Genomic DNA, 18379 nt, shown 5'->3' with positions numbered 1-18379 from the left:
GGCCCCGCCATGAAACACAGAATCCTCGTCTTTTTGCTCTGCCTGGCCCTTCTCTGCGGGCTGGCCCCCGCCGCCTACGCGGACATAGGCCCCAAGCCCTCGGTCCATATTACCTTTGAAAATATGGACGACACCCTTTGTTATGCCACCCTGCTCTCCAAAACCAAATCCACCGGTCCCTCCTCCGCCTGGGACGGGGACGAAAACCACATCTACAACTACAATCTCGACCTGGAGATCTGGCGGGCTTTCGTGGAATACGAGGACCCGGACGGCTATTACTTTTTGCAGGAGGGCTGGCAGGTCAACGAGACAAAATCTTTCGCCTGGACCTACTACCCGCCCAGCTCTTTCAAGGTACTGCTATACTACCCTGAGACCGGCGAGTTTGTCTCCAGCGGCATCCACGAGCGGTACGCTTTCGACAGCTATTTCACCATCGACCTGGACGCCGCCGGTTCCACCCTCCCCCTGCGGAAGAGTTACGACTACACCTGGGAGACCATCTCGCTGTTGGCGCGGATCCTGCTGACCATCCTGCTGGAGCTGGGTGTGGCGCTGCTCTTCGGCTTCCGGGGCAAACAGGTGCTTTTGACCATCACAGGGATCAATGTTGTGACCCAGGTGGCCCTGAACCTGGCCCTCAACATCATCAATTACAGCCAGGGCAGCATGGCCTTCGTCTTTTTCTACCTGCTGCTGGAGCTAGTGGTCTTTGGGTTGGAGGCTGCACTCTACCTGCGGCTTCTGGGTCGGGTCAGCCCCACACCCCTCAAAAAAGGCCGGATTATCCTCTACGCTCTGGCCGCCAACGTTCTCTCCTTTGCGGGTGGGCTCTGGCTGGCCGTCCAGATCCCCGGTATCTTCTAAACCGATGAACAGTAAAAGCCCCATGGACTCACCCGTCCATGGGGCTTTCTCATTTTATACAAAGCCGGGCGAGGGGTTATCTCTCCTCAGCCAGCAGGTCGGATTGTTCCGGGTGCTGCCCGAACCAGCGCACCGCATAGGAACAAACGGGCACCGTTTTCTGGCCGGTGGCCCGGAGTTCTTTCGCCAGGGCCGTCATCAGAGCCGCTGCCACCCCCTGCCCCCGCAGAACCGGGGAAACATAGGTGGAAGTGATGGTCACTACCCCTTCCGACCGGGCCGGGAACGCCACAAAGGCAATCTCCTGCCCGGAAGGATCTTCGAGCCAAATCCGGCCAGTTCGTTTTTTAAACTCCATTGAGAACCCTCCTTTGATCGCCGGGCTGCCGGAATCTCACATCCGGCGCAGCGCTTTTTCACATTCTTTGGTGATCTGTTTCGGGGCTTCTTTGATTTCCCAGGTGGGGTTGTTCTGACGATCCAGCATCACCCGGCCATCCCGGTATTTTTTTACGATTTCCGGAAACGCGATTCCGCCGCAGATATCCGGCAGGGTGAGGGCCAGCGCCAGGGCGGACTGCCAGCGCCGGTCGGCGATGTTTTGCTCGATTTCCCGTACGCGATCCAAAAAAGTAAAACTGACGTCTGCATGGGCCATAGTGTTCTCCTGCCGGGCGGCGTGCAGCCGCTTTTATCAAAAGAAGCGCCCTCCGGCTGGATGCGGCGGGCGCTTCTTCGCAAATCTTTAAGGATTAGAGGCTGGTCATCCACAGGCCGTGGAGGTTGCAGTAGGCGTAAACCGCCACCGGCTTCTCCTCGCCCAGGTGGAACACTGCTGCCGGCTTGTCACCGGCCTTGAGGTCCTTGCGCAGGCCGCCGTTCTCGGTCTCGACGTAGATCCACTGGATCAGGTGCTCCTCCACCATGGGGTGATCCACCGAACCCACGTTGACGGTCAGAACGCCGTTCTCGTACTTGGCGACGGGCAGGTGCTTCTCACCGCTGGCCTCGACGGTGTTGGGCTCCAGAGCCTGCATCTTTTCGCCGCAGCACATCATGGGGACACCGGAGTTGTGGACAGCTTCGACAAGGTTGCCGCAGTGACGGCAGATAAAGAATTTGGTCATTGTATTTTCTCCTTCCGCTTTTGGTATTGGCGTTGGTTTGCTTCGATGGCTCTATTGTACCACAAACAAAATATTTTTCCGTAACAAAGTCACAAAACCCCAACACCCGCCCGGGCGGCGCTTATTCGGGGCGGTCCCCCGGCCGGGTGCCCCGGCCCAGCTTGATGACGGTCAGGAGATAGCTGGTCTGGAGCACACCCCAGATCACCAGCACCACAAAAATGGGCAGAAGCCCCGTTCCCATGGAAACATTGAGCATCACCAGGATGACCCAGATCACACCGCAGGCTGTGGTGGTGGCCACAAACGACTGATAGGCCGCCTGGCCGATCTGGGCCCGCTCAGCCTCGTCGCAGCTTTCCAACCATCGCTTGCGAAACTTGGTGTCGTAGACGCTGCCCTCTTTCTCCGGGTTCATCCGGCGGGTCAGATCCACCACCTTTTGCTGGAGCAGGGTCAACAGAACCAGCGAGACCACAAACACCCCTACATTCAAAAGAGGATGAGCGCAGAGGAAGGACGTCGCCAGGAAGAACAGATCCACCAGCATAGCCAAATTGTCCAGCAGCAGCGCCCAGCTCAAGCGGCGCTCAATCTGCTCGCTGGTCTCATCCTCATCGGCCGAGGCGTCCCAGCCGGCAAACTGAACCGCAGCCCGGCGATAGAGCCAGTAGCCCGGTGCCAGCAAAAACAGCCCGCTGGCCAGGATGCCCCAGGGGCTGACCAGTTCCAAAACCCACACAAGACCGGTGCGGATGGCCTCCAAAATGCCCTCGTCGGCGAACATTGCCCCCGAAAAACCCAGCACTCCACCCCCCAGCGCCGCGCCAAAAACCAGCAACAGAAACCGGGGCAGCGATTTTTTGTTGTCCTTCTTTACGGTATCATTCATGGGTTTCATCCTCCTGATAACTGAAAATGTCCTCCACCGTCACCCCGCACAACCGGGCCAGCTTGAGAGCCAGGGTCACCGAGGGGGAATAATCCCCCCGTTCGATCTGGCTGATGGTCTGGCGGGAAACCCCTGCCAAATGCCCCATCTCCTGCTGGTTGAGCCCCAGCCGGGCGCGGTGCTCCTTTAAGCGATTGTACAGCGGCATGGCAGCACCTCCCAATATGACAATCTTTGCTGTCATTATGACAAGGATTCTTGTCATTTTCAGAATATCATTGACAAGGAAAGTTGTCAATAGGAAATTTTCAGTTCTGCCGTTTTTTGTTGACAGAAAACATCCGCCCGTGCTAGAATGAGCCCAAAATACCCGGACATTTAATTGCGGGTGGAGACAGTTTTTGAGAAAGATGGAGCAGAAAAAGTATGTCGATCGAAAAAGTCAAAGATTATTTTAGACAGTATGGAATGGAGGGGCGGGTGCTGGAGTTCCCGGTCTCCAGCGCGACGGTAGAACTGGCCGCTCAGGCTTTGGGGTGTGAGCCCGGCCGGATTGCCAAAACCCTCTCCTTTCTGGTGGGGGCCCGGGCCGTGCTGATCGTGGCGGCGGGTGACGCCAAGGTGGACAATCACAAGTACAAAGCCCAGTTTGGGGTCAAGGCAAAGATGCTCTCGGCAGACGAGGTCACCGAGCTTGTGGGCCATGCCGTGGGCGGCGTCTGTCCCTTTGCGGTGAACGAAGGGGTCACGGTCTATCTGGACGAATCCCTCAAACGGTTTGATACAGTCTACCCCGCCTGCGGCAGCAGCAACAGCGCCATCGAGCTGACCATCCCGGAGCTGGAACGGTATTCCGGTTTCGCTGGGTGGATCGACGTCTGCAAGGGCTGGGCAGAGGACTGAACCCGCTGACGGCCATTTCAATGGGAGTTGCCTATGGACACCGTTTATTGGATCGAAACCCCGCGGCTGAGGCTCCGCTGCCTGACGCCGGAGGACGCCCCCGCCCTCTGGTCCTGCCGGAACGACCCTCTCTGCGCCCAATACCAGCACTGGGCGGACACCTCGCCGGAAGCCATCCGGCAGTGGATTGAGCAGTTTCGGAGCTGTCGGTTTTTGTCACAGGAACCGGAGCAGCACTACGCCATCTGCCAAAAAGAGGGGCAGATGGTGGGAGATCTGAGCTGGTTTTATAATCCATCCGACCGCTGTATCACCCTGGGGTATACCATCGCCCGGCCCTACCAGCGGAAGGGCTATGCCTTTGAGATTCTGTCGGCCCTGATCCGCCGGGCACGAGAAGAATTCCCCATGCTGGACCTGGTCGCCCTGGTGGAGCCGGAGAACATCCCCAGCATCCGCCTTTTGGAAAAACTGGGGTTTCAGCAGGAGTGCTGGGCTGAGAAAATTCATTCCTTCATTTACAGCATCCCGGCCGAAAACCAAAACGGTGCCGATGCTCTATAAAGTAAGAGGTTAATATATGGAATTTCGTCTTGCCCAAAAAGCAGATCTGCAACAGCTTCAATCTGTATACCGGGAAATTGTCCAAAATATGAACCGTCAAGGCCTCACCATCTGGGATGATATCTACCCATGTGAATTTCTTGGGGCAGATATTGAAGCCCAGCGGCTTTTTATACTGACAAATCAGGAAACCATCGTTGCCGCGTTCGCACTCTGCCGTGAATCCGCCGGGGCAAACGCCCTTTACTGGAAAACAGAAGGAACACAGCCTCTTTATCTGGACCGTCTCGGTGTCAATATCCACTATACCCGACAAGGCATCGGGAGCCGAATGCTGGCCTATGCCCAGAATGTCGCCCGGATTTGGGGTGCGGATTGTCTGCGATTGTTTGTAGTGGAATCCAATCTGGCTGCACGCCGGCTCTATGAAAAAAGCGGCCTGGTTCAGGCGACGGGTGTTTACGAAGAAGCCATTGATTCAATTTGTACCCTGCGAGAATATGGCTATGAAATTATTCTCTAAGAGAAGAATCTCTTCAATAAAAATTAGCTGATCCGGCAGCAACCCAAAATAAACCTTGAAAAAAGCCGGGGGTTTTGTTTTGGGCGTGGCTATGATAAAATGAGAAAAAGCACCGCCGAAAGGAGCGATTTCCATGGACGAACAACAGCGGGAAGAAAAAATACGACGTTGGTTTGAGATGTGGCTGATCCAAAAGGACCTGGAGATGGAAAATATCTTTGATCCCCAGCTGCATTACATTGAGAGTTGGGGTCCCGAATACCATGGTTTGCCTGTTCTCCAGCACTGGTTTTGGGAGTGGAATGCCCGGGGCAAGGTGCTGGCCTGGGAGATCCGGCAGTTTTTCCACCGGGAGAACCAGTCGGTGGTGGAATGGTACTTCCACAGCCAGATGAAGGATGGTTCCGAGGACGAGTTCGACGGGGTTTCTCTGATCGAATGGACGAAGGAGGGCAAGATCCGGGTATTAAAAGAATTCGGCTGCAACCGCAGCCGCTATAACCCCTATGAGAATGGCTCTAAACCGGTTTTTCGGGATGAGAAAGTTCTCTGATTTTGACCCTCTTTACATGGGCGATCATTCGTGCTACACTAAAAGCCAGACAGGGCCGGCGGAAAGTGCCCCCCAAAACCAATTACAAAGCAGGAGATTCTGCACCATGAACAAGCCGATCTGACAAAACAACAACTTTTCGCGGCGTCGCCCTTTGGGGTGGGGCCTGGTTGTTGTACGCAATTTTGCGCCTTTGTCAGGAGGCTTGTTTTATTATGCTTAAAAAGAATATTCGTTTGCTCTACCTGCTCTGTTTTTTGCAGGGCATGGTTTTTTACGGGCCGATTGCCACCCTCTACCGCCAGGCGCGGGGGGTGACCATTGGGCAGATTACCTTGATTGAAAGCATCAATCTGGGTCTGAGCCTGTTGTTGGAGATCCCCTGGGGTGTGGTGGCGGACAAGATCGGTTACAAGCGGACCTTTGTGTTTTGCACCTGGCTCTATTTCGCTTCCAAACTGGTATTCTGGCAGGCGGAGGGGTTCGGCTGGTTTCTGGCCGAACGGCTGATGCTGAGCGTGGTGATCGCCGGGCTCTCGGGGGTGGACAGCACCATCCTCTATCTCTCCTGCGGGCGGCCCGGGACACCGGGGGCCCTGGACTCTCAAAAAGTCTTTGGGGTCTGGGACAGCATGGGCACCGCCGGTCTGCTCTTTGCCTCGGTAGTCTTTTCGGTCTGGGTAAAAGAGGATTATTCCCTGGCCGCCTTTTTAACCGTTCTGAGCTATGGCGCCGCAGCTTTGCTGGCGCTGGGGATTGAGGACGTGGAAGCTCCTGCCTCCTCCGGCGAGAGTTCCGCCGAAGGATTCGGGAGCGTATGGAAAGAAATCTTTCAAAACCGCAGCCTGATCCTCTTTCTGGCGGCGGGTGCCCTGCTGGGAGAAACCCATCAGACCATCACCGTCTTTCTCAACCAGCTGCAATACGAGGCCTGCGGTATGACCAGCGGAGTGATTGGCCTGGTCTACATTGCGGCCACTCTGCTGGGGATGGCCGGGCAGTATTCTTCCGAAGCAACTCATAAACTGGGGCTGCCCCGGGCGCTTTTCGGGTTCAGTGGATGCGCTGCTGCCGCCTGTCTGGTGCTGGCCTTCACCCGCTCGGCCGGGGCGTCGGTGGGGGCCATCCTGCTGCTGCGGCTCTCCCACAGCCTGTTGCTGCCCCTGCGGATGCAGATTCAAAACCAGAGCATCCAGACCAAAAACCGCGCCACGGCCCTGGGCGTGCAGACCATCTTCACCGACGGGATCGCCGTGGGCACCAATCTGGCCTTTGGCCAGCTGGCTGAGCGAAGCCTGCCGGGGGCTTTCCTCTTCGGGGCGGGGATCTCAGGGCTGTCGGTGGTTCTGCTGGCGGTATGGTACCGCGCTCATCGCCGCAGGACTCGGGCGGCTCAGTAATCTGCCGGACAATTATGTTTCGATTTACAGGCAGAAAACCCATCTGAGAGAGTGGTTTTCTGCTTTTCTTTTTCCCCGGGCAGATTGAAAAGAGACAAATTCATCACTTTCCCATTGACACGCTCGTCTCATGGTGATATATTTATCTCATAAAGTGATAAATATATCTCTTTTTTGGAGGCGTGTTCCTATGAAAAGCAATCAAGCAAAAATTTTTGCAGTCCTGGGCGGAGTTTGTGCTCTCGCCATGGCAGTGTCGGTCTGGTATTCGGTCCGCTTCAACGGCGGGCGGCTGGTGGAACCCATGGACTTCTCGTCCTATGCCTTCCGCCCCCAGGATCTGCCCATGATCCTCTCCCTCTCAGCCCTGACTCTCTACATCCTGTGTCTCGCGGGTTGGTGTCTGCGGGCGGCGTTTGACACCCGCCGCCGGGCCGAAGCAGCCCATACCACCCGTGCCCTCAACCCAAAGCTGGGCTTTTTGGGGCTGTTTGGCTTTCTGGGGTTCGGGGCCTTTTGGACCTACCCAAGGGATGGGAGCATCTTCCCGGTGGTGTTCTTTGTCTTTTTCGGGTTCTTTGGCTTTTTCTACGAGGGCAAGATGTCCAACACCCTGATGGATGAACGGTACCAGGAAAACAAACAAAAAGCCTCGGCCCGGGCGGACGCCCTGGCCCTCCGGCTCATCCTGATTTTTACGGTGATTCTGTCCCAGGGGCGGTTTTTGGGCAGCATGGAGCGTGCCCTGGTGGTTTATCTTGGGCTGGTCTGCCTGACCTTGGCGCTGGATCTTTTTCTGGGTGAATACCTGCTCTACCGCTACGACCACGACGAACTTACGGGCGAAAGCGAGGGCTGACCCATGCCGGAATTTGAATGCAGGCTGAAAACTTTCCGCCAGCAAAAAGGGCTGACCCAGGAGCAACTGGCTGCCCTGGTGGGGGTTCGGCGGGAAACCATCATGCGGTTGGAAAAGGCCCAGTATAACCCCTCCCTCAAGCTGGCGGTGGACCTCTCCCGGGCGGTGGGGGCCCCCATCGAGGAAATTTTTATCTTTGAGTGAAAACTATTTTTATAATCCGAAACCGGCCCAGTGCGTTCCAGAGAGCGCACCGGGCCGGTTTTTCGTGTTTGGTTTCAGGAGTGAGATTCATCCGGGCCAGCAGGGTCCGGATCTGGGATGTGGACCAGCACATCCTCCACCGGGCAGGAGAGGATATTACACAAATCGTTCAGGGTTACTGTGGAGATATTCCGCCCCTGCTTGAGGGAATCCAGGGTGCCGCGGCTGAAATGATAGGTTTTGATGAGGGTGTAGGTGGTAATCCCCTTGCGCCGCATCGTCTCCCATAATGGTTCGTAAGAAATCATGCCCGGCCCCCTTTCCTTTTTCTTTTAGTATAGAGTCCACAAACAACTTGCATATTCCCGAAATATAGGGTATATTGATATACAGTTGAGATTTTATCGCCAAAGGAGGCTGCCATGATCGAAGAAAATATCCGGGACTGGCTTTTTGCCATTGAAGATGCTCGGCAGGGCCTGCTCGCTCCGCATTGGCAACAGGCATATATCCATGAAATGGAACAATCCCTTGAACCGGAGGCTTGCTATTTCTTTTTACCAACGCTGCGCGCAGCGATCCAGAGCAGACCCCAAATCTCAGATGAAGACGCTGCCCGCCAAGAATTGGATCGTTCCGGTTCTCAATTGCTATTTTTCTTTGAGCATGACTACCGCACGATGGTTGAACTTGTTTTTGTGCCTATGCGCCATATTTACACGGTTTATTTGGCCCTTGATTTACGCCAGTCTAACATTAAGATACGGCAGGATGCCTGGCTTATTGAGGAAAGGTTGGACATCTGGCGAAGAGAACAAGGCTTATCTTTTGACAAAACAAGCACCCTTTCCTATCCCGCCCACTTCCCAACAAAGCAAACCTACTCCTCTTTAGAACAAGCATTAAACTATCTCTACACTGTATTGCACTGGCCTGAATTGCTTTAACTTCTTTGTTTCACAACATGAAAAGAATCCGTGCTGTCCTGTTCGGCGCACGGATTTTCTTTTGGGTCAGAGAGGTCGGCCCAGTTCTTCCCGGCTGGCGGTAAGGGCTGCGGCAATCACCTGATCCATATCGTAATATCGATATTCCCCCAACCGCCCCCCAAAGCGCACTCGGGGTTCTGCGGCGGCCAATTCCTGATACTCGGCCCGAAGGGCTTCATTTTTAATGTTGTTCACCGGGTAATAGGGCTCGGCCCCCGGCTGCCATGCAGCGCTGTATTCCCGGCTGATGACCGTTTTATCCAGCTCAGCCCCATCGGCCCCCCGGCCAAACTGGAACCACTTGTGCTCGATGATCCGGGTCCAGGGGGTCTCCCGGTCGGTGTAGTTGACCACCGCGTTCCCCTGGTAATTGGTCTGGGGCAGAACCGCCTCCTCAAAGGTGAGAGAGCGGTATTCAAGGCTGCCCAGCCGGTACCCAAAGTAGGCATCCAGCGGGCCGGTATAAATCACCCGCTTTGCCAGGATGTCCAGCCAGGGCTTACAGGCCAGGTAATCCACCCCCAGCCGCACCTCGGCCCCCGCCAGCATCCGGGCGATCAAGGCAGTATACCCCTCCTCCGGCACCCCCTGGTACCGAGCATCGAAATAGTCGTTGTCATAGGTCAGCCGGACCGGCAGCCGCCGGATGATAAAGGGCGGCAGCTCCCGGCAGGGGCGGCCCCACTGCTTTTCGGTGTAGCCCTGGACCAGCTTTTCGTAGAGGTCCCGCCCCACCAGGGCAATGGCTTGCTCTTCCAGGTTGCAGGGCTCGCCGGTGATCTCCCGGCGCTGAACCTCCAGCTTGGCCTGGGCCTGTTGGGGACTGACAGTCCCCCACATCTGATAAAAAGTATACATGTTAAAGGGCAGCGAATAGAGCTCCCCTTTGTAATTGGCCACCGGGCGGTTGACAAACCGGTTGAACCGGGCGAAACGGGTGATATAGTCCCAGATTTCCGGGTCGTTGGTGTGGAAAATGTGGGCGCCGTATTTGTGGACGGTGATCCCCTCCACCTGTTGGGTGTAGAGGTTGCCCCCGATTTGGGGGCGCTTTTCCACCACCAGGACTCGTTTTCCTTGCTCCATAGCCTGCTGGGCAAAAACGGCCCCATAGAGCCCCGCGCCCACCACCAGATAATCGTACAGCATTGTTTGTTCCTTTCTCTCCCCGTTCAATAGATTTGGAGGGGGAATTTGTACTTTCGCAGCAGAGCGGTGATCCCCACGGCCGCCAGGGCCGAGCCTGCCACACGCAGTCCATAGAGGACCGCCGCCCCTGCCTCGGACCCGAAGAAGGCCGGGCCGCCCAGCTGCCAGGCCCCATACAAAACCAGATAGTTCACCGGATCGGCCCAGAGGTAAAGCCCGAAGGTGTACCCCGCCCAGCGCCGGGCCCTCTCCCCCACCCCCCGGCTGCGGGCCAGCCGGGCCGCCAGCTCCCAGACCCAGAGAGTGCCCAGCAGCGGCAGGAGGGAAACTTCCAGCAGCCAGCCGCCCCAGGGCAGCCGCTCCACCGCCACCCAGGCCCCGAAAAAGAGGACGGTTTCGAGGTGGAGCAATCCCCGCCCGAACCTCCTCCGCAGACGGCGGGTCACCGGGTCCATCCAACGGCCGAGCCAGAACCAGACAAGATATTTAAAGGGGTTGCCCGCCGGGGTCCAGGGACGGAAATACCGCCAAAACACTAACCCCGCCAGAAAGGCCAGAGCCGCCAGCCCGAACTGCCGGGCCGGGCTCTGGATCCGGGTGACCAGGAGATGATCCAATAGAAAGACCAGGAATAGCGCCTCCAAAAACCAGAGATAGACCCCCTCGGGGAAAAAGATCTGCACAAGAGCCGCCCCCAGCGGGTGGGCCTGGCCTGCGTAATAACCTGACACCCACTTGAGGGGAATGTTCCAGGCCAGCCAGACAAAGCAGAGAGGTGCCAGCAGCCGCCGGGCTTTGGCCGCCGCAAGCCGCCCGAGGGAAGGATATTTTCCCCGGCGCAGTTCCAGGGCGAACACCGCCCCCGAAAGGCAGAAATAGGCCGGCATATGGAAGGTATAGATCCAGCTCGAAAGCCCGGATATCACCCCATGGAACACGGTATCCCGCCCCAGCAGCCCGCCGTAATCCACCCCGCCGAAAGTTGTCTCCAGGGTGTAAAAGCTGCCGTGGCCCAGCACCACCAGCGCCGCCAGAATCACACGGAGAACATCCAACTCCACCCGGCGTTTTTCCATCCGATCTTTCTCCTTTCAGAGCGAATTATTTTCCCGGCAGGCGGGTTTTCCGGCGGAGCAAAGCCAAGAGCTCCAGGGCCAGAGGTTCCCGGGCCGCCAGATGCACCAGACTATAGCTGCCGAAAAAGAGGCCCGCCGACAGGGCCAGGGCAAAAAACGGGGGCAAGTCCAGGGCCTTGACCCAGATCGAGGCCAGACACCCAGCCCCCAGCGCCCCGGCCAGCCGCGCCAGGGGCAGCCGGACCGAAGCCAGCTGATCCCGGAGGGCCCGGCGCTGGATGGCCCAGACCACCGTCTCCGCCAACAGGGTGCCCAGGGCCGCCCCCACCGAGGAAAGCCCTGGAATCAGCAAAAAGTTTGCCGCCAGATTTACCGCCGCCCCCGCCAGCTCAGAGCGGAGCACCGCCTTCTCCCGCCCCAGAGGCACCAGCATCTGCAATCCCATCACGTTGGTCAGCCCCACCAGCACCAGCACCGGTAGGATGATCTGCATGGGCAGCACCGCGGCGGCGTAGGCCCCGCCGGAGAGAAAGAGAATCGATTCCCGGGCAAACAGGATAAAGTAGAGGGCCAATGGCGGCGCCGCCAGCCAGACAAAGCGGAGGGCCTTAGCGGCCATCTGTTCAAACTGATCCCGGCGGCCCTGCTGGATGTAATAGGCCGCCCGGGGCAGCAGCACCACCCCCAGGGAGGTGACGACACTGACCAAAATGGATTTGATCTTGACCGCCGCGTGGTAGTAACCCACCTCCCGGTCGGTCTGGAGAAACCCCAGCATGACGGTATCCAACTGGGTGTAGAGGGTGGTGGCGCAGGACATGGCGAAAAACACACCCACCGGCCCCAGGTGCCGCCCCAGATGATAGTCCCCCACCGGCCGCAAGCCCACAAATCGCCGGGCGTTGAGAAGGTTCAAAACGCTGGAACCGGACAGGGCGATCAGACTCACCGCGCCGTATATGAGAACATCTTCCGGACGGTGGACCAGGGCAAAGACCGCCCCCAGGCTCACCACTTTAAAGAAGATGGACCGGGCGGCGATGTAGGCGTACTGTTCCAGGGCCTTATAGAGCCACTCCATCCCGATAGCGTTGAAAAGGATGGTCAGGCTCATGATAAAATACAGCTCCCGTTCAGCCCGCAGTTTGGGCACCGCCCATACCAGGGCGAAAAGTGCCCCATAGGCCGCCGCGCTCATGATGAGGTTGAGCAAGGTCAGCTCCTGCACCGTCCGGGTTAGCTCGGTTTTCCGGTCTCGGAGGGCGGCGCAGACCCGGATGCCATAGGTGGGGATGCCCAGCTGGGCAAAGATGGCAAAATAGGACACCAGCGAACTGGCAAAGGAGACCTTGCCCATTCCCTCCGGCCCCAGGACCCGGGATACATAGGGGAAGCTAACCAGCGGGAAAAGCAGCGAGGAGGCGGTCAGCACCGCATTCATGAAGAAATTCCACTTGAGGGATTTGGGTTTTTCCGCCATAAAATTCACCGCCCCGCCGCCGGGGGCCCGGCTTTGGCCCGATAGTCCAGCAGGGCGCAGAACAGGGCCATCACAAAAAACTGGTCGTGGATATACCAGTGAATATCAATGAAAATCGTCATCAGCATGTACAGCGGGAAGAGCAGAAACAGATAATGATTCTGTTGGCGATAGATCCGCCACCCTTTGCGCAGCATCACGCTCCAAAGAGCCGCCACCCAGAGCACCCCCAGCACTCCATAAGAATAGAGGATGGAGAATACCCCGCCGTCGGCGAAGACGAACGCCCCCCAGTTGAGGTAGGTACGGTACGGTGTGGAGGCATAGGCATAGGCCATCTCGGAGGAAACCCACCCCGAGCCCAAAAGCCACCGGGCCCGGGAATTTTCCAGAATAAAATCAATTAGAACGCCCCGGACACTCAGGGAGCGGTCGCCGCTCAAGAGATAGACGATGCTCTGCTGCAAAAAGTTGGAACTGCGGTAAAGCAGCCAGGCGCAGACCACTGCGGCCAGAAAGAGCGCCGTCTTTTTGGCTGAGACCTTTCGCCAGAGAAGAAAGCCCGCAAAGCTCGCCAGCAGCATCCCGCCCAGGGTGGAGCGGAACTGCTGGACGAAGGTCACCTCGAAAAGCACCGCTGCCATCAGCCCCAGAGAGAGCAGACGCCGCCGGCCATTGAAAAAATTATTGAGGGCCCAAAAGTAGGCCAGCACCATCAGCACCACCGGGAAATAATACCGGACCATCCCCAGCCGTTTGGTGGTAGGGATATAAGTGAAATTCACCTGCCCTGCCAGCAGAGACTGGGCAATGCCGATGCCCACCTGCACCACCGCAAGAAAGACAAAGCCCCCGATCAGGGCAGGATAGACCGAAGGGTGGCGCCTGAGGGCGTACTGAAAGACAAAAAAGGCCAGGCCGTAGATCCACCACTGCATCTGCCCATAGAGCGAATGGAGAAAGGACGCGTCCCCATAGCGGGCCACCTCCACCAGGGAGGCCATCACGGAAAGGCCCAAAGGAGCCGCCATTAAAAGGGTGAGAGCACTTTTTTCCAGCCGGAGCTTCCGGGCCCAGAAGATGACATAACCTGCCATCCCGAGCACCAGCCCATAGGCCAGGTAGTTATAAAAAGAATGTTCCGGGGCCAGATAGAGCAGATTTTGGCTCAGGATATAGACGGCCATCAGGGCCGCCGTCAAGAGCCCCGGTTTGTGAATTCGTAGTTCCATGGTTTTCCCCGTTCCGTGCCGCATTTACAGGCGCTGGCGCCGTGCGTCAAAGGCGGCACGATTGTATCTGCCGAGCCCATAGGCCCATAGGCCGCCCAGGACGGCCCGGAGTTTACGGCCCCGGTACTTCACCCCGGGACGCAGGAGCACCCGCCCGCACTCCCGCAGCGCATCGGCGCAGAACCGCCGGGCGGCGGGCCTGCCCTCGTAGGCGGCCTTGTTAAGGAGGGTATTGCGGTAAAAATAGGTGTAGAAGCCGATCCGGGCCGGATTATTCTCGGTGAGGACCGACAGCTTTTTGGTTTCAAAACGTTTGTGCAGCACCCGGCTTTGGCCCGTGAGATAGGCGGGGCCATAGTACCGGGTCAGCCGCAGGGTGTATTCGGTGTCGTCCCCCCAGAGAAAATACCAGTCCAGGGGCAACCCCACCGCCTGGACCGCCTGGGCCCGGACCAGCAGGGAGACAAAGGTGGCGGACTGGATCTTGACCCGTTGCTGCTGGAGACCGAAATACCAGTCCGGGTAGCCGTTGGCGGTGGGGGTCAGGTCCAGGGCGGGCAGGTTCATGGGCTCGCCCCCCGGGCCAAACACCGTGCTGGCCAGAAAGCTGGTTTTCTCCCCCGCTTCTTCGGCGGCGGCACAGAGCCCCGCCAGGGCGTCCGGGGCGGGGATGGTGTCGTCGTCCATCAGCCAGATCCAGTCGCAATGGGGCCAGGCCCGGCGAATCCCCTCGCAGAAGCCACCTGCCCCGCCGGTGTTCCGGTCCAGCCGCTCATATTGTATGAGGGGCTGGCAAAAGGGCCCGCCCGGGGCGAAGAGTGCGGGGGTGCCGTCGGTGCTGGCGTTGTCCAGCACCAGAACCCGGTCCGGCCGTCGGGTCTGGCTCAGCACCGCCTCGAGGCACTCGCAGAGAAGCGCGCGCCGGTTGTAGGTGACAATCAGTGCATAAACGGTCAATGGTTTTCTCCTTTCGGCAGGCATTGTGTCAGGCTTCAACCCGCCCGCTCCGGCCCAGAATCCTCCGCCCAAAGAGCTTGGCGGTGCGAATCAGGGTATAGCCGGGCCGCCGGACCAGAGCCCGGGCGGTAAAGCAGCAGAACGCGCCGGGGCGGCCCTCCGCCAGCGCCGCGGCCTGGAGCCCCAGGGCATGCTCGGCGTACACGGCGGCCCGCTGGGCCGGACCCAGGGCGGCGAGCTCGAGGCGGTATTTTTCGAGGTACTGGCGCTTGGTCTTTTGAAAAGCCTCGAGACTTGGGCGGTTTGTCCCCAGCTCGTGCTTTGTCAAGAGAACTTCCGGCAGGGCCAAAAGACTGTACCGGCGGAAATACCGCACCAGAAATTCATAGTCCTGGTGCCGCCGGAAGTTCTCGTCGAAGCCCCCCAGTTCCCGCACTACCCCCGCCCGGAGAAAGAGGTTTGACCCCGAGGACAGAGGGAAAGCCGCCGCCAACGTCTCAGCCAGAAAATTGCCGCTTTTGATGTGGGTACGGCGGCGAACCAGCCGCCCGCCCTGCCAGATCTCGCAGCCTGTATATACCCCGGCCCAGGGGTCCGGCGCCCCTTCCAGAGCGGCGAGGCAGCGTTCCAGCCGCTGGGGAGCGTATTCGTCGTCACTGTCCAGAAAGGCGATGTACTCCCCCGCTGCCCGGGCGATGCCGGTGTTCCGGGCCGCTGCGCCGTTCCGGTTCCGGTCGTGCTGGAGATAACAAATCCGGCCGTCCTCTCGATAAATCGTCATCGCCGCCCCGGTACTGCGGCGGGCCTCGGTCGCTGGATCGTTGTCGTCTACCACGATCAGCTCCCAGTGGGGGTAGCTTTGTTGCAACACGCTCTCGATGCTCCGGGGGAGGAATGCCGGGTCCCCGTAGGTGGGCAGAATCACCGAAACTTTGGGTCTCATTTTCCGCCTCCTTCTCCCCGCAGCAGCTGCCGCCCCCGCTTGAGGGCCTGCCAGCTGCCCATCACCGGGCGGCTGTGCTTGAGTCGGATCACCGGCGCCCGCCAGCGGTTCCGGCGAATGTAGGGGGCGAGAAATTCCCGACGGATCGCCGGATCTGCCGCGTCGCAGTACCGCCACCAGTGTTCCGCCATGGGGAACCGCCGGCTCAGCCAGGGCTTCTGAGGCTGGGCATAGTGAACCACCGCCGGGGCCCGGTAAGCTGCCCGGACTCGGGCTTCTTCCTCCCGGGATAATAACCCCGGAGGGAGGGTGTCGGGGCCGTTGAGGGGGCAGACGTTATATTTCCGCGGGGCATGGGCGATCCCGCCGGCACAGAGGGCGTTTAAAATATCCTGATCCTGATAGGGGTAGTTTTGCGCTACCCGCTCGAGGAACCGGGGCACAAGATCATCCCGCCGCATCTTTTCCAGGTTACACACCAGCACCCCGGCGTTGATGTACCCATCCAAATTTTCCAGCCCCAGGAGAGCCGCGTGGCGGGCCCGGGCCTCCCCTTTTAAACCGGGCAGAGCCGGGTTGCCCGCCACCACTCCCGCCAGATAGGAATCTTCCGGCAAGGAGAGGTAAAGCCCGGTCAAATCTTCTTCCACCACCAGATCGGCGTCGAGGTAGAGGCACCGGCCCCACTGGGGCAAAAGCTCGGGCAGCAAGAGCCGGTAATAGGTGGCGGGAGTGATATAGGAAATCTGCATTTTGGCGTTCTCGAACTGCTCCCTCATTTCGATCCATTCCACCCGGCAGCGGCCCGGGCACCCCAGCGAAGAGAGCAGCCGCCGCCCGGCCTCCGGTAGCCCCACCGGGATCATAAAATAAAGAACCAGTTCTGTTTCCGGGCGGGTATTCTGCACCAGCGAAAAGGCCGCCACATAAGCAGGAACGAGATAATTTTCATCGGCCGCAAAAACGACCGGCAGGGTCAAAGACTTCATTCCCGGCTCCTTTCCGAGGGGTTTTTGGGGATAAGTTTGCGGTAAAGGGCCTGATACTCCCGGCTCATCCGCTGGGCACTGAAACAGGTCCGGGCCACCTGGCCAGCCCTCCGGCCCCGTTCCGCCTGGTCGGCGCGCAGCACCCGATCCATGGCGGCGGCCAGCTGATCCGGCCGCCCCAGAGGGTAAAGCCAGCCGCAGCCGGGGTCAGGGGCCAGGGCCTCTCTGTGCTGAGGGATATCCGACGCTAGGACCGGCAAGCCGCAGGCCATAGCTTCCAGCACGCCGTTGGGCAGCCCCTCGGAACGGCTGGTGGTCAGATAAATGTCCGACGCCCGGAGATAGTCGCTGACGTTGGTCACCCGGCCTGGGAACAGCACCCCTTCGGCCTCGCCGAAGGTCCGGCGCAGAGGTTCCAGGTCCGGGCCATCCCCCAGCAGCACCAGCGCCGCCTCAGCCCGGCCTTCCATCTTTAAAAATCCTTCGATGGCCTCCTGCTGGTTTTTCCGCTGGATAAAGCCGCCCCCATAGACAAACAAAACCTTCTCTTTCGGCAGGCCCAGCCGGGCCCGGAGGGCGGTGCGGTCCGGCCCAGCCTCGGGCCAAAGTCCCAGTTCCACCCCGTTGCAGATGCAGGGAAAATCCAGCCCGCAGCGGGTGCGGTAGATTTGGCGCAGGCTCTCGGAGCAGACCACAAAGGGCTCCCCCCGGGCCGCCTGATGCCGGATCAGTCTCAGATCCAGCCGGGCCAGGGCCGGGCCGATCCATCTGCCGTACTGGTCGGGGTAGTCTGCGGGGCAGTCGTTTCGCAAGGTGGTCAGGTGCATCCCCTGCCGCCAGCCCAGGGTCATCCGGTAAGGGGGCATCCCCACAGCGTGGACGATGTCCGGTCCCAACTGGCGGAGAATCCGCCCCACCGCCCTTCGGCCCTGGAGGATCGACTGCGCCCGGCTCAGCCCCGCCGAAAAAATGGGCACCCCCAGGGCCCTGTATTCTTCCAGCAGAGTGTTGTCCGGCTCCTCAGGCCAGAGGGTGACGAGAAACGGCTCAAATGCCCCCCGGTCCAGGTAGCGCAGAAGGTTGAGGGTCTGCTGGATGGGCCCCGTCTTTTTGCAGTTGGTAACCACATAGGCCAGCTTGATTTTTCTCATGGCCAGACCTCTCACTGGGGGAACAAGCCGCGCACCAGTGCGTCCAGTTCCCGGTTAAATCGTCCGTTATTCCGGGGTATCTCCCCCGCTGCGGCCCCGGCCAGGGTATCATACCGGGCCAGCACCTCCCCCAGGCGGTCCACCTCTTCCACCGGGAGAATCAGCCCCATCCGCCGGGAGACCTCCCGGGCGAACTCCACCTGATGGTCGTTGACGTGCTCCCCGTATTGCTTTTGCCGGGGCACCACCACCGGGGTTTTGCCCATCTGGAGAGGGAGCATAAAGCTGGCCGGGCCGCCATGGGTCACGACGATCCGCGCCCGGGACATCTGTTCCACCATCTGCCGGTAGGGCAGCATCCTGGCCCACCCGCAGGCCTTGGGCTGATAATCCGAGCAGCCGGTCTGGAGGAATACTTCTTCCTGAATTGCGCCCTGCCGACGCAGTTCATCCACCGCCCGGAGCAGCCGGTCAAAGGGCTGCTCATGGGTGCCTACTGTCACAAAGATCATGGGTTT

At 59.2% G+C, this 18379-nt stretch carries 24 protein-coding genes; 9 read left to right on the top strand and 15 right to left on the bottom strand.

Features of this window, described 5'->3' with window-relative positions; translation table 11 throughout:
* Positions 1–9 precede the first annotated feature (9 nt).
* A complete protein-coding gene (locus tag JCM17207_RS11235; RefSeq protein ID WP_238317717.1) occupies positions 10–870 on the top strand; it encodes a hypothetical protein in 861 nt (286 codons plus the stop codon).
* Positions 871–946: 76 nt separating this feature from the next.
* Here the strand turns inward: JCM17207_RS11235 and JCM17207_RS11230 are convergent, their stop codons facing one another.
* The 5 genes from JCM17207_RS11230 to JCM17207_RS11210 all read right to left on the bottom strand — a co-directional run bounded on the left by JCM17207_RS11230 (position 947) and on the right by JCM17207_RS11210 (position 3097).
* A complete protein-coding gene (locus tag JCM17207_RS11230) occupies positions 947–1228 on the bottom strand; it encodes a GNAT family N-acetyltransferase (protein ID WP_238317716.1) in 282 nt (93 codons plus the stop codon).
* 36 nt (positions 1229–1264) lie between these two features.
* Positions 1265–1498 (bottom strand): hypothetical protein, encoded by a 234-nt coding sequence (locus JCM17207_RS11225; RefSeq protein WP_238317715.1) that lies wholly within the window; start codon positions 1496–1498, stop codon positions 1265–1267.
* 124 nt (positions 1499–1622) lie between these two features.
* Complete coding sequence (locus JCM17207_RS11220) at positions 1623–1997, bottom strand: desulfoferrodoxin family protein (RefSeq protein WP_238317714.1); 375 nt, start codon at positions 1995–1997, stop codon at positions 1623–1625.
* Positions 1998–2118: 121 nt separating this feature from the next.
* A complete protein-coding gene (locus JCM17207_RS11215) occupies positions 2119–2889 on the bottom strand; it encodes a DUF3169 family protein (RefSeq protein WP_238317713.1) in 771 nt (256 codons plus the stop codon).
* Positions 2882–3097, bottom strand: a complete 216-nt coding sequence (locus tag JCM17207_RS11210) for a helix-turn-helix transcriptional regulator (RefSeq protein WP_238317712.1) — start codon at positions 3095–3097, stop codon at positions 2882–2884. Before JCM17207_RS11210 ends, JCM17207_RS11215 begins: the two co-directional genes overlap by 8 nt.
* Before the next feature lie 218 nt (positions 3098–3315).
* Between JCM17207_RS11210 and JCM17207_RS11205 the strand changes: the two genes are divergently transcribed.
* The 7 genes from JCM17207_RS11205 to JCM17207_RS11175 all read left to right on the top strand — a co-directional run bounded on the left by JCM17207_RS11205 (position 3316) and on the right by JCM17207_RS11175 (position 7895).
* On the top strand, positions 3316–3792 hold the full coding sequence (locus tag JCM17207_RS11205) for a YbaK/EbsC family protein (RefSeq protein ID WP_238317711.1): 477 nt from the start codon (positions 3316–3318) through the stop codon (positions 3790–3792).
* Positions 3793–3825: 33 nt separating this feature from the next.
* Positions 3826–4356 (top strand): GNAT family N-acetyltransferase, encoded by a 531-nt coding sequence (locus tag JCM17207_RS11200; protein WP_238317710.1) that lies wholly within the window; start codon positions 3826–3828, stop codon positions 4354–4356.
* Positions 4357–4372: 16 nt separating this feature from the next.
* On the top strand, positions 4373–4879 hold the full coding sequence (locus JCM17207_RS11195) for a GNAT family N-acetyltransferase (protein ID WP_238317709.1): 507 nt from the start codon (positions 4373–4375) through the stop codon (positions 4877–4879).
* A 133-nt stretch (positions 4880–5012) separates the two neighbouring features.
* Positions 5013–5432: a nuclear transport factor 2 family protein gene (locus JCM17207_RS11190; protein WP_238317708.1), complete on the top strand. Its 420-nt coding sequence runs from the start codon at positions 5013–5015 to the stop codon at positions 5430–5432.
* Between the two features lie 215 nt (positions 5433–5647).
* On the top strand, positions 5648–6832 hold the full coding sequence (locus JCM17207_RS11185; protein ID WP_238317707.1) for an MFS transporter: 1185 nt from the start codon (positions 5648–5650) through the stop codon (positions 6830–6832).
* A gap of 190 nt (positions 6833–7022) precedes the next feature.
* Positions 7023–7691, top strand: a complete 669-nt coding sequence (locus JCM17207_RS11180; RefSeq protein WP_238317706.1) for a DUF2178 domain-containing protein — start codon at positions 7023–7025, stop codon at positions 7689–7691.
* 3 nt (positions 7692–7694) lie between these two features.
* Positions 7695–7895: a helix-turn-helix transcriptional regulator gene (locus JCM17207_RS11175; protein ID WP_238317705.1), complete on the top strand. Its 201-nt coding sequence runs from the start codon at positions 7695–7697 to the stop codon at positions 7893–7895.
* A 74-nt stretch (positions 7896–7969) separates the two neighbouring features.
* Here JCM17207_RS11175 and JCM17207_RS11170 read toward each other — a convergent pair whose 3' ends face one another.
* Entirely contained in the window at positions 7970–8203 is a 234-nt protein-coding gene (locus JCM17207_RS11170) for a helix-turn-helix domain-containing protein (RefSeq protein ID WP_238317704.1), read from the bottom strand.
* A gap of 114 nt (positions 8204–8317) precedes the next feature.
* Here JCM17207_RS11170 and JCM17207_RS11165 point away from each other — a divergent pair, with 114 nt between their 5' ends.
* A complete protein-coding gene (locus JCM17207_RS11165) occupies positions 8318–8842 on the top strand; it encodes a hypothetical protein (RefSeq protein WP_238317703.1) in 525 nt (174 codons plus the stop codon).
* Between the two features lie 66 nt (positions 8843–8908).
* Here the strand turns inward: JCM17207_RS11165 and glf are convergent, their stop codons facing one another.
* From glf to JCM17207_RS11120, 9 genes are read right to left on the bottom strand one after another with little or no spacing between them, the layout of a single operon-like run.
* Complete coding sequence (gene glf, locus JCM17207_RS11160; RefSeq protein ID WP_373871963.1) at positions 8909–10030, bottom strand: UDP-galactopyranose mutase; 1122 nt, start codon at positions 10028–10030, stop codon at positions 8909–8911.
* 26 nt (positions 10031–10056) lie between these two features.
* Positions 10057–11109 (bottom strand): acyltransferase family protein, encoded by a 1053-nt coding sequence (locus JCM17207_RS11155; protein ID WP_238317701.1) that lies wholly within the window; start codon positions 11107–11109, stop codon positions 10057–10059.
* A gap of 25 nt (positions 11110–11134) precedes the next feature.
* The gene (locus JCM17207_RS11150) at positions 11135–12589 is read right to left on the bottom strand and encodes a flippase (RefSeq protein WP_238317700.1); all 1455 of its coding nucleotides are present in this window, start codon (positions 12587–12589) and stop codon (positions 11135–11137) included.
* A gap of 5 nt (positions 12590–12594) precedes the next feature.
* Entirely contained in the window at positions 12595–13821 is a 1227-nt protein-coding gene (locus tag JCM17207_RS11145) for a hypothetical protein (RefSeq protein ID WP_238317699.1), read from the bottom strand.
* 24 nt (positions 13822–13845) lie between these two features.
* Positions 13846–14778 (bottom strand): glycosyltransferase family 2 protein, encoded by a 933-nt coding sequence (locus tag JCM17207_RS11140; protein ID WP_238317698.1) that lies wholly within the window; start codon positions 14776–14778, stop codon positions 13846–13848.
* A gap of 28 nt (positions 14779–14806) precedes the next feature.
* A complete protein-coding gene (locus JCM17207_RS11135; protein ID WP_238317697.1) occupies positions 14807–15721 on the bottom strand; it encodes a glycosyltransferase family 2 protein in 915 nt (304 codons plus the stop codon).
* Entirely contained in the window at positions 15718–16710 is a 993-nt protein-coding gene (locus JCM17207_RS11130) for a glycosyltransferase family 8 protein (protein ID WP_238317696.1), read from the bottom strand. The genes JCM17207_RS11135 and JCM17207_RS11130 overlap by 4 nt, the downstream gene beginning before the upstream one ends.
* Entirely contained in the window at positions 16707–17861 is a 1155-nt protein-coding gene (locus tag JCM17207_RS11125) for a glycosyltransferase (protein ID WP_238317695.1), read from the bottom strand. Before JCM17207_RS11125 ends, JCM17207_RS11130 begins: the two co-directional genes overlap by 4 nt.
* Before the next feature lie 11 nt (positions 17862–17872).
* Positions 17873–18373, bottom strand: coding sequence for a glycosyltransferase (locus tag JCM17207_RS11120; RefSeq protein WP_238317694.1), 501 nt, complete (start codon positions 18371–18373; stop codon positions 17873–17875).
* Between the last annotated feature and the right edge of the window lie 6 nt (positions 18374–18379).

Source organism: Faecalibacterium gallinarum (assembly GCF_022180365.1).
Classification (GTDB): Bacteria; Bacillota; Clostridia; order Oscillospirales; family Ruminococcaceae; genus Faecalibacterium; species Faecalibacterium gallinarum.
Note: the sequence above shows the minus strand (reverse complement) of the source record. Positions and strands in the feature narration are given on the sequence as shown.